Below are 9,639 nucleotides of genomic sequence, written 5' to 3'. Positions count from 1 at the left end.
AAATCCCGTTACTTTCAACCTGAGTTCGATAACGGCGATCGACCGGTCGCAGCCCGGATTTCTGAGCTTCACTGGGAGCGGATTGATAACCTATTCCGTTTACGATCCCACGCCTGCCATCTTCAAGTTCAGCACGCAAGGCGGGAGCCTCACGTCGTTCTCGGCGACCAGCGATGCCACGACGTTGCCACCTCCTGTGCACGGAGTCCCCGAGCCTTCCACTTGGGCCATGCTGATCGCGGGATTCCTGGGTTTGGGTCTGCTGAGCTATCGGCGCAGGTCCACGGCGTATCTGCGCCTGGTCTGAGCGTCGAATCAATTTCGACCGAATAATCGAGAGGCCGCCGAAGGGCGGCCTTTTTGTTGGTCATCGGTCGTGAAAGTCATCGTCCGCGGATGGCTCTTCCGGGGCTCTTCCCTGGACGGCTCGACAAGAGGCTTTGCAAGCCGGGTCTCTCGAGCGGGCCGGGAGGGCCCTTCACGAATTTACCGCAGGCATGCCGCGAGCCGGTGGTTTTGTCGCCAACCTTTTGTGCCAGGGCACCGAATCCGGGTTAACGTGATAATTGGCCGAGGATGTCTGCGAGGTAGGTGGTATCCCATCCGGCGCACTTGCGCCTGAGCTTGATGGATCGCTTGTCGTTGGTTGTTCGGACGAGATTGATGGCGAAGTGTCTGACGACGGCCATGTTTCTTGCGCCATGCCCCTTGCGCAGGCGCGACTGGTCGTCGGCGAAGGTGACGTCGAGCACCCAGTGCAAGCTGTTTTCGATGGCCCAATGGCTGCGCACCGCCGCGGCCGCGCCGGCGGCGGTGAGCCGGGCGGAGGAGATGTAGTAACGGGTCTCGAAGCGACCGTGATCGGTGAGTTCGGCGCGCGAGGCGACACGCACGATGGTGGCGACGGCAGGCAGGCGCAGCTCGCCCGGGAAGCGGCGCTCGCCGGCGAGCCAATCAACCTCGCGGGAAACGGTGACGGTCCTTTGTTCGATGCGGCCGTGCCCCTTGTCGAGGTCGGTGACGCTCTCCAGGAGAGCTGGCGGCGCTTCGGCAAAGAAGCTCTCGATCTCTGTTCGCAGCGTCGGCTGGTTGCCCTTGACGGCGAGCAGATAGTCGGCCTGTGCGTCCCTGATTGCCGTCGCAATGGTCGGGTTGGTGGCGATGGCATCGATCGACACCAGCGCTCCCCTCAGCGCGCCGGCGGCGGCGAGCCGCTCCAACAGCAGCGGAATGGCGGTGGTCTCGCCGGCCTTGTCGGCGACCGCCTCCTGCCCGAGAACCAGGCGGCTGGTGGTGGCAAAGGCGGAGACGAGGTGGAGCGGGGCCTTGCCGGCACTGCGGTCGTGGCTGCGCCGTGAGGTCTTGCCGTCGATGGCGACGAGGTCCGGGCGATCCGGCCAGCTCTCCCGCACCCAGGCGGTGAAGGCCTCCGAGAACAGCCCCGGATCGATGCGGTTCATCAGAAGGGTCAGCCAGCGGGCGCCCGGCACGCCATGATGGTAGGGCAGGAACCGGCGCAGGAACGACAGATGCGCTTCGCCCCAGGCGGCAATGCCTTCGTAATCGTCGCAATCGGCGATCGTGCCGCACACCACCAGCAGCAAGACTTCCGGCAATGGATGCGCCACCCGCCATGGCTCGCGCGGGTCCTCAATGACGGCAAAATGGTCCAGCAGCGCGCGCAGACGTGACTTCTCGGGGGCGGCGACGGCAGTCAGGCTCATGGCAGTGGCTCCGAATCAGGGCCACACAACCGAATCAGACTTCTCGCAAGCCGCAAACAGTCGTTAACCCGAGTTCAGAGCCCTGCCTCTCGGGCCGTTCCGATTGAATGGGCACGATCTCGGTGCTACTAGTCCCCGATGCCCGGCAACTTTGGGTCATCGGTGAAATGCTCGTGTCGAGTGCCCTGCCTCAGCCCTCGCTCTTGAAAGTGTCGGAATGACGCTTGCTGAAGATCATGGCTCCGCCGCGACGAACAGACCTGCACGGGCTCCGGCTTGCGACCTCTCCGTCATCGTGCCGGTCTACAACGAGGAAGAGAGCGTTCCGCACCTCGCCGCGAAGCTGTTCGATAGTCTGGATCGCCTCGACAGGACGTTCGAACTGATCTGCGTCGATGACGGCAGTACGGATGGCTCGTTGCAGGCGCTTCGCGACATAGCGGCTTCGCGCCCGCAACTGAAGGTCGTCAGCTTCCGGCGGAACTGCGGCCAGACCGCCGCGATGATGGCCGGGATCGATCATGCGAGCGGCGACGTCATCGTCACCATCGACGCTGACTTGCAGAACGACCCTGACGATATCCCGTTGCTGCTCGCCAAGATCGACGAGGGTTACGATGTGGTGTCCGGATGGCGGAAGGACCGCCAGGACGCCGCGATTCGGCGCAATTTCGTCAGCCGTGTCGCCAACAGGCTCATCTCGTGGATCTCCGGTGTCGCGCTCCACGACTATGGCTGCACGCTGAAGGCCTACCGGCGCGAGGTGCTCCAGGACGTGCGGCTTTATGGCGAGATGCACCGCTTCATCCCGATCTACGCGACGTGGATGGGTGCGCGCGTCTACGAGATGCCCGTGCGCCATCACGCGCGCAAATACGGCAAGTCAAAATACGGTCTCGGGCGCATCGGCAAAGTGATTCTCGATCTCCTCGTCGTCAAGTTTCTCGATAGCTATCTGGTGAAGCCGATCTATGTGTTCGGCGGCTTTGGGCTGTTGTCCCTGGCGATCTCGATCCTGATCTGCCTGCTGATGATCTGGCTCAAATTCGTCGAAGGGGTCTACATGATCCAGACCCCGCTTCCGATCATGGCCGCGATGACGTTCCTGGTCGGCGTGCTCAGCGTGCTGATGGGGATTCTTGCCGAGATGATGGTGCGCACGTATTTCGAGTCGAGCGGTCGCCGCTCCTACAGCGTGCGCGAGACGGTCAATTTCGGGAGTCACTGAAGGCATGTGCGGAATCGCCGGCTTTGTCGGTCGGGGCGATCAGGCCGACCTGCTTGCGATGACGCGCGCGCTTCAACACCGTGGGCCCGATGACGAAGGTTTTCACGTCGATCCGGAGTTGAGGGTTTTTCTCGGGCATCGCCGGCTCGCCATTCGCGATATCGCGGGCGGCCGTCAACCGATGTGGAATGCCTCCGGCACGGTCTGCGTCGTCTACAACGGCGAGATCTACAATCACGAAACGCTGCGCGCAGAACTCGAGGCGAAGGGCCACGTCTTCGTCTCCAGCCACTCCGACACCGAGGTGCTGGTGCACGGCTATGCCGAATGGGGCACCGGCCTTGCGGCGCGCCTGAACGGCATGTTCGCGTTCGCCGTCCTCGATACCGCGCGCCGTCGGCTCTATCTGGCGCGCGACCGTTTTGGAGAGAAGCCGCTCTACTATGCGCAGCGGCAGGGCCTGTTCGCCTTCGCCAGCGAGCTGAGCGCACTGGTCCGCCACCGCGATATTCCGGCGTTACCCTCGCTGCCGACACTGCGCAAGCTGTTCGCCTATGGCTATTTGCCCGCGCCGCACGCCCTCTACGAAGGGACCGCGAAGCTGCCCGGCGGCCATTTCATGACCGTCGACCTCGTTTCGCTGGAGACGAGCGTCACCGCCTATTGGCGCTTCGTCATCGAGCCCGACGAGGACATGGCGCGCCGCGGAGAGGCGGCGCTCGCGGAAGAGCTGCGTGAGCTTCTCGTCACGGCGACGGAGCGTCGCCTCGTGAGTGACGTGGGAATCGGCATCTTTCTGAGCGGCGGACTCGACTCCAGCATGGTGCTGGCCGCTGCAGCGAGGCGACGCGCGGCGCGCGAGATCGACACCTTCACCATCGGATTCACCGAGCCATCCTACGACGAATCGGCGTTTGCGCGCACGGTCGCCGATCACGTCGGCTCGCGCCATCATGAGCGCGTTCTCGGCCTGGACGCGGCGCGCGACCTGATTCCGTCGGTGCTGTCCCGGCTCGACGAGCCGAGCGCCGATGCCTCGATCCTGCCGACCCACATGCTTTCGGCGTTTGCGCGGGAGCAGGTGACGGTGGCGCTGTCGGGCGACGGCGGTGACGAGCTGTTCGCCGGCTATGATCCCTTCGTGGCGCTCAAGCCGGCGGTGCTCTATGCCGCCGTCGTGCCTGCGCCGGTCCACGCGGCATTGCGGGTGATGGCGGAGCGCCTGCCGCGCTCCTCGCGCAACATGAGCCTCGATTTCAAGGTCCGCCGCACGTTGATGGGACTGTCGCAGCCGGAAGCCGCCTGGGCGCCGGCCTGGATGGCGCCGATCGACCCCGAAGCGATCGGCGAGCTGTTCGCCGAACCCGTGCGGCCCGAGGACCTGTTCAGCGAAGCCATGGAGCTGTGGGAAAGCGGCGAGGAGCGGACGCGCGTCGACCGCCTCCTGCAATTCTTCACGACGTTCTACCTGCAGGACGACATCCTCGCCAAGGTCGACCGCGCCTCGATGATGTGTTCGCTGGAGACGAGGGCCGTGTTCCTCGACAACGACGTGGTCGAATTCTGCCGGAGGCTGCCGTCCCGCTTCAAATATCGCAACGGACGGCGCAAGCACCTGCTCAAGAAGGCGTTGGAGCCGCTTCTGCCGCGCGCGATCATCGAGCGGAAGAAGAAGGGATTCGGTATACCGCTGGCGGCCTGGATGCGACAGGTTCCGGACACCCCGCCATTCGACCCGGTGCCCGGCATTCGCCCGGCCTGGATGCGGCAGGCGTGGCAGGATCATCGCGCCGGGCGGGCCGATCATCGTCTGGCGCTTTGGACGTGGTTGAGCCTGCAGCACACACTTCGCGCGGCGGGTAGCGGGCACTGACATGGATCCGTCGGTATTTCTGGTCGAGGCGAAAATCGAGGAGACGCACTGGTGGTTCGTGCAGCGCCGCCGGTTGTTTGCCGACCTCATCCGCAAGGCGAAGATTCCGCTCGACGCCGAGGTCGTGGATGTCGGCACGGGTACCGGGGCCAATCTTCGCCTGCTCAGGCAGATGGGATTCACGGGGGTGACGGGCATCGATCCGAGCGAGGAGGCTGCCCGCTGGTGCGCCGAAAAGGGGCTGGGTACGGTGCGCACGGGAGACCTCTGCGCGCTGCCGCTTCCCGATGCGTCCGTCGACCTCGTGCTGGCGACCGATGTGATCGAGCATGTCGCCGAGGACGGTCGGGCGGTTGCCGAAATCCGCCGCGTGCTGCGGCCGGGCGGCACGGCGTTGATCACGGTGCCGGCGTTTCCCAGCCTCTGGGGCTTGCAGGACGTCAAGTCGCACCACTTCCGCCGCTATCGCATGGCACCCCTGGTGCGACTGCTGGAGAGCGCCGGTCTGGTGATCGAGCAAAGGTTTCATTTCAACTACCTGCTGTTCGCGCCGATCTACGTGGCGCGCCAGGTCATCGATCTTCTGGACGTGAAGCTCGGCAGCGAGAATGAGGTCAATAACCCCGTGGTCAACCGCCTGCTCAATCTCGTCTTTCGCCTCGACGTGACTACGGCGCCGCTGCTCAGGCCGCCATTCGGCGTCTCCATCCTCGCACTCGTCCACCGTCCCCGGGAATCCGAACTGCGGAAAGAGCCTTCATGAGTTCGCGTCTGACCAGCCGCACGATCGACGATTTCGGCGATCAGTGGACGCGCTACACCGATAATGAGGGCTTCTACGGCTCGACGGAACTGCTAGCCGATATCTTCGGCCCCGTGCTGGACCTGGATGCCCTGAAGGGCAGGCAAGTCGCGGAAATCGGCAGCGGCACCGGGCGTATCGTCAACATGCTCCTCGCCGCAGGCGCGGCGCATGTGACGGCGCTGGAGCCCTCCCAGGCGATGCAGGTGCTGCGCGACAACACGAGGCGCGACGCGGAGCGCATCACCTATCGGGAATGCCGCGGCGACGAGCTTCCTGCCGATCCCGCGCAGGACATCATCGTGTCGATCGGCGTGCTGCATCACATTCCCGATCCGGAGCCGGTGGTCGCAGCCGCCTACAACGCCCTGAAGCCCGGCGGCCGGCTGCTGGTCTGGCTCTATGGGTGGGAGGGCAACGCGGCCTATCTCTCCTTCGCTCTTCCGCTGCGCGCCGTCTCGACGCGGTTGCCGCACGGCGTTCTTTCCGCTCTCTGCCACGCGCTGAACGCCGTGCTCGGGCTGTATATTGCACTGGCGCGGCGCATCCCGGTGCCGCTCCATCGCTACATGACGGAAGTCATCGGCCGCTTTTCTCGCCGGAAGCGCTATCTCGTGATCTATGACCAGCTCAACCCGGCTTATGCGAAGTACTACCGCGAGGCGGAAGCCCGGCAGTTGCTCGAACGCGCCGGGTTCCAGGATGTCGTGTTGCATCACCGGCACGGCTACAGTTGGACCGTCATGGGACGCCGTGCGGCGGACGGAGCCGCAAACTCATGAGCGCAGACAACCTTCCCAACCCGCAATCCGCGCACTACGGCACCATTCATGATGCATATGAGGCACACTACTACGATGCCGCGTCGATGGAATATCGCCATCGCTTTCTCTATCAACCGTTGCTCGAAGGTCTTCGACTGGATGGCGCTTCCGTCGCCGATCTCGCCTGCGGCAGCGGGCACAATTCGCTGGCGCTTCGCGGCTACTTCCCAGGCCTTCGCACCACGGGCTACGATATCTCGGATGCGGCCTGCCGGGACTATCGCGCCAATACCGGCGAGGCTGCCCATCTCGTCGATCTCACCAAGGCCTATTCGCCGCAGGAGAGCCATGACGCAGCCCTGATCATAGGGGGCCTGCATCACTGCGTGCTCGACCTCGAGACCACGTTGAGGAATGTCGCCCGCCTGATCCGCCCCGGCGGGCATTTCATGATGATGGAGCCGAGCGACGATTCCTTCCTCAGCGGCATCAGGCGAATCTGGTATCGGGCCGATGGCTATTTCGAAGCCGATACCGAGCACGCGCTCAAGCACGATGCGCTGGCCGCGATGGCCTGCCCCTACTTCGTTCCCGAGAAGGTCGTCTATACCGGGGGGCCCGCTTTCTATGCGATTCTCAACAGCCTGATCCTGCGCATTCCGCTCGGCGCGAAGCCGTCGCTCGCCCGCCTGCTGTTCCCGATCGAGAGCCTCTACAACCGACTGCCCGGCCGGGCGCCGTTCGCGGTGTTTCTCGCGCGATGGCGCCGCACGGATGTGCCGGTCGACGACGCTGCGTGATGTGGCGCTTAATTGTGTCCGTAGTAGTGCTTGTACCAGGCGATGAAGCGCTCGATGCCGACCTCGATCGGCGTATTCGGGGAAAAGCCGACGTCTGCCGCGAGCGCGTCGATGTCGGCGCAGGTGTCGACGACGTCGCCCGGCTGCAACGGCAGGAAATTCTTCTCGGCAACGCGCCCGAGCGCCTTTTCGATGCAATCCACCACGTGCATGAGCGCGACCGGCTTGTTGTTGCCGATGTTGTAGAGCCGGTAGGGCGCCGACGACGTGCCGGGGTCGGGAGCCTTGCCGGACCAGTCCGGGTTCGGTGTCGCCACGCGGTCGAGCGTGCGAACGATCCCCTCGACGATGTCGTCGATATAGGTGAAATCGCGGGAATGGTGGCCGTTGTTGTAGATGTCGATCGGCTTGCCGGCGAGGATGTTCGAGGCGAACTGGAACATGGCCATGTCGGGCCGCCCCCAGGGACCGTAGACCGTGAAGAAACGCAGTCCCGTGGTCGGCAGCCCGAAGAGGTGCGCATAGGAGTGCGCCATCAGCTCGTTGGCTTTCTTGGTCGCCGCGTAGAGGCTGACCGGATGATCGACGGACTGATGGATCGAGAACGGCAACGTCGTGTTGGCGCCATAGACCGAGGAGGTCGAGGCGTAGACGAGGTGCTCCACGGCATTGTGGCGGCAGCCTTCCAGGACGTGAAGAAAGCCGGTGACGTTGCTGTCGACATAGGCGGACGGGTTCTTCTGCGCGTAGCGCACGCCGGCCTGGGCTGCGAGATTGACGACGCGCGAAGGCCTGTGCTCGCGGAACAGGCGCTGCATTCCCTCGCGATCGGCGAGATCGAGCTTCTCGAACGCGAACTGCGAGGACTCGCGGAGCTGTTCCAGCCGGGCATGCTTCAGCCGGACGTCATAGTAGTCGTTGATGCAATCGAGCCCGACCACGGAATCGCCCCGGGCGAGAAGAGCTTTCGCGGTGTGGAATCCGATGAAGCCGGCCGCGCCCGTCACCAAGACCTTCATTGCGTCCAAGCCTCTCTCGCAACCGGGCGCCCGTGTGCCAGCAACGCGGTATCCTGAACGGGTACGTGGTCGGGCACCTATTAGTAATCCGCCTTATGGACCGTCAAGAGCGCCGGGGCGCCTCACCGCCCGTCATATTCGGCCCAGCATTCCGGCGTCTCGTAGACCCGGACCGCGGAGATTTGGGCGACGGCCGGCTTCAGCCGCTCCCAGATCCAGACGGCGATGTTCTCGGCCGTCGGATTCTCGAGGCCCGCGACGTCGTTGAGACATCTGTGATCCACCGCTTCGAGAATGTCGGCAAAGCCTCGTTCGACATCGAAAAAGTCGGCCACGAAGCCGGTCTTTGGGTCGACGGGGCCCTCGAGCCGAACCTCGATCCGGTAGGAATGCCCGTGCAGGCGGCTGCAGGGGTGGGTTTCCGGCACGTTGGGCAGTCGATGCGCCGCTTCGAACTTGAACGCTTGCGATATCTTCATTGGCTTCGAGAAAGTTTCCGGTTCTGTGTATCGGGCGCGCTACCTGCAATCGGTCGCGACGTCCGTGCCGCGGGCGACTGGCGATGTCGCGCTTCGCGGCACGGTGATGAAGATGGGCACTATTGCTTCGCCGTGGCGCTTTGATGCCGTGTGCGAGTCGACGCCACCCAATCCGACCAATTTACTTATCCTCGCGCGCACACCCCGACAGGAGCGCGCACGCACCGCTATTCGCTTTCGATGTCTTCGAGCCGGGCCCCACGTCCCGCGCGCAGGCTGTTTCGCGCTTGTTCGATACGACGCAGAAAGCGCGGGTCATGTTCGAGGCGGTACTCGAACCAGTCCTCCTCCGATTCGAAGCCGATCAACACGCCTGCGGGCTTGCCATGGCGCGTGATAACGATCTCCTGCGCCTCAGCTTCTCGAAGAAAGCGAGACAGATCATCCTTGATCTCGGATAAAGGAACTTCCTTCACCCCAGATCTTCGAATTGTGCGAGCCATGACTCGGCCTCCGATTTGGGCACCATTGCCAGAACCTCAACGGTCGTGCCGGACACATCGTAGAAGACCCGAACCTCGCCTACCCGCAGCCGATACTGCGGACGCAGCAATCCTCGCAATCGCTTGATGCGACTGCGGCTCGCTTTCTTGGGCTCGTGCCTCAGATGCGTTTCGAGCGCAATCCGGACAGTCGCGCGCGTACTTGCCGTCAGCCTCCTGAGGTCTTCGACAGCTTCGGGAGCAAGGACAATCTCAAAAGGCATTCTAGCCAGAATATAGCCAGATTTGCACGGAGTGTCAAACGAGGCGAATAGTCTGCCTCCGAGCGAACATTGGTGCACCTTCGGCTAGGCCGAGGCTGCATATTTTGGCGTGGAATGGCGCGCCCGACACGATTCGAACGTGTGACCTTTGCCTTCGGAGCAATTTAACCTGCCCTACGCAAAT

At 63.7% G+C, this 9,639-nt stretch carries 11 protein-coding genes and 1 tRNA gene; 6 read left to right on the top strand and 6 right to left on the bottom strand.

What is annotated here, in order from left to right:
• Positions 1 to 307 (top strand): PEP-CTERM sorting domain-containing protein (locus KGM94_RS19875; protein ID WP_300263249.1); only part of this gene is annotated, 307 nt, incomplete at its 5' end.
• Between the two features lie 247 nt (positions 308 to 554).
• On the opposite strand, the gene KGM94_RS19870 is transcribed toward KGM94_RS19875, so the two are convergent.
• Positions 555 to 1,724 (bottom strand): ISAs1 family transposase, encoded by a 1,170-nt coding sequence (locus KGM94_RS19870; protein WP_300263246.1) that lies wholly within the window; start codon positions 1,722 to 1,724, stop codon positions 555 to 557.
• A 217-nt stretch (positions 1,725 to 1,941) separates the two neighbouring features.
• Here KGM94_RS19870 and KGM94_RS19865 point away from each other — a divergent pair, with 217 nt between their 5' ends.
• The 5 genes from KGM94_RS19865 to KGM94_RS19845 are packed head-to-tail and all read left to right on the top strand — an operon-like array spanning position 1,942 to position 7,191.
• Positions 1,942 to 2,952 (top strand): glycosyltransferase family 2 protein, encoded by a 1,011-nt coding sequence (locus KGM94_RS19865; RefSeq protein ID WP_300263244.1) that lies wholly within the window; start codon positions 1,942 to 1,944, stop codon positions 2,950 to 2,952.
• A 4-nt stretch (positions 2,953 to 2,956) separates the two neighbouring features.
• A complete protein-coding gene (gene asnB / locus KGM94_RS19860) occupies positions 2,957 to 4,825 on the top strand; it encodes an asparagine synthase (glutamine-hydrolyzing) (protein WP_300263242.1) in 1,869 nt (622 codons plus the stop codon).
• A 1-nt stretch (position 4,826) separates the two neighbouring features.
• A complete protein-coding gene (locus tag KGM94_RS19855; RefSeq protein WP_300263240.1) occupies positions 4,827 to 5,588 on the top strand; it encodes a class I SAM-dependent methyltransferase in 762 nt (253 codons plus the stop codon).
• On the top strand, positions 5,585 to 6,409 hold the full coding sequence (locus tag KGM94_RS19850) for a class I SAM-dependent methyltransferase (protein ID WP_300263238.1): 825 nt from the start codon (positions 5,585 to 5,587) through the stop codon (positions 6,407 to 6,409). Before KGM94_RS19855 ends, KGM94_RS19850 begins: the two co-directional genes overlap by 4 nt.
• Positions 6,406 to 7,191 (top strand): class I SAM-dependent methyltransferase, encoded by a 786-nt coding sequence (locus KGM94_RS19845; protein WP_300263236.1) that lies wholly within the window; start codon positions 6,406 to 6,408, stop codon positions 7,189 to 7,191. Before KGM94_RS19850 ends, KGM94_RS19845 begins: the two co-directional genes overlap by 4 nt.
• A gap of 8 nt (positions 7,192 to 7,199) precedes the next feature.
• Here KGM94_RS19845 and KGM94_RS19840 read toward each other — a convergent pair whose 3' ends face one another.
• The 5 genes from KGM94_RS19840 to KGM94_RS19825 form a co-directional block, all read right to left on the bottom strand.
• Entirely contained in the window at positions 7,200 to 8,210 is a 1,011-nt protein-coding gene (locus KGM94_RS19840) for an NAD-dependent epimerase (protein ID WP_300263233.1), read from the bottom strand.
• Positions 8,211 to 8,332: 122 nt separating this feature from the next.
• Positions 8,333 to 8,689 carry a 6-carboxytetrahydropterin synthase QueD gene (gene queD / locus KGM94_RS19835; RefSeq protein ID WP_300263232.1) on the bottom strand — a complete coding sequence of 119 codons (357 nt, stop codon included), beginning with the start codon at positions 8,687 to 8,689 and terminating at the stop codon, positions 8,333 to 8,335.
• Positions 8,690 to 8,916: 227 nt separating this feature from the next.
• Complete coding sequence (locus tag KGM94_RS19830) at positions 8,917 to 9,165, bottom strand: type II toxin-antitoxin system Phd/YefM family antitoxin (RefSeq protein WP_300263230.1); 249 nt, start codon at positions 9,163 to 9,165, stop codon at positions 8,917 to 8,919.
• Positions 9,162 to 9,455 (bottom strand): type II toxin-antitoxin system RelE/ParE family toxin, encoded by a 294-nt coding sequence (locus KGM94_RS25310; protein WP_366526258.1) that lies wholly within the window; start codon positions 9,453 to 9,455, stop codon positions 9,162 to 9,164. Before KGM94_RS25310 ends, KGM94_RS19830 begins: the two co-directional genes overlap by 4 nt.
• A 115-nt stretch (positions 9,456 to 9,570) precedes the next feature.
• Positions 9,571 to 9,635 (bottom strand) — tRNA-Ser (locus KGM94_RS19825).
• Positions 9,636 to 9,639 lie beyond the last annotated feature (4 nt).

This window comes from Bradyrhizobium sp., from assembly GCF_028868675.1.
In the GTDB taxonomy this organism is placed as follows: Bacteria; Pseudomonadota; Alphaproteobacteria; order Rhizobiales; family Xanthobacteraceae; genus Bradyrhizobium.
This window is presented reverse-complemented; position numbering and strand designations above follow the sequence as displayed.

Bases quoted from the DNA above. Each gene is read 5' to 3' on its own strand.
- KGM94_RS19850 (WP_300263238.1), top strand. From the start codon at position 5,585: ATGAGTTCGCGTCTGACCAGCCGCACGATCGACGATTTCGGCGATCAG.
- KGM94_RS19865 (WP_300263244.1), top strand. From the start codon at position 1,942: ATGACGCTTGCTGAAGATCATGGCTCCGCCGCGACGAACAGACCTGCA.
- KGM94_RS19855 (WP_300263240.1), top strand. From the start codon at position 4,827: ATGGATCCGTCGGTATTTCTGGTCGAGGCGAAAATCGAGGAGACGCAC.
- asnB (WP_300263242.1), top strand. From the start codon at position 2,957: ATGTGCGGAATCGCCGGCTTTGTCGGTCGGGGCGATCAGGCCGACCTG.
- queD (WP_300263232.1), bottom strand. From the start codon at position 8,689: ATGAAGATATCGCAAGCGTTCAAGTTCGAAGCGGCGCATCGACTGCCC.
- KGM94_RS19845 (WP_300263236.1), top strand. From the start codon at position 6,406: ATGAGCGCAGACAACCTTCCCAACCCGCAATCCGCGCACTACGGCACC.
- KGM94_RS19870 (WP_300263246.1), bottom strand. From the start codon at position 1,724: ATGAGCCTGACTGCCGTCGCCGCCCCCGAGAAGTCACGTCTGCGCGCG.
- KGM94_RS25310 (WP_366526258.1), bottom strand. From the start codon at position 9,455: ATGCCTTTTGAGATTGTCCTTGCTCCCGAAGCTGTCGAAGACCTCAGG.
- KGM94_RS19840 (WP_300263233.1), bottom strand. From the start codon at position 8,210: ATGAAGGTCTTGGTGACGGGCGCGGCCGGCTTCATCGGATTCCACACC.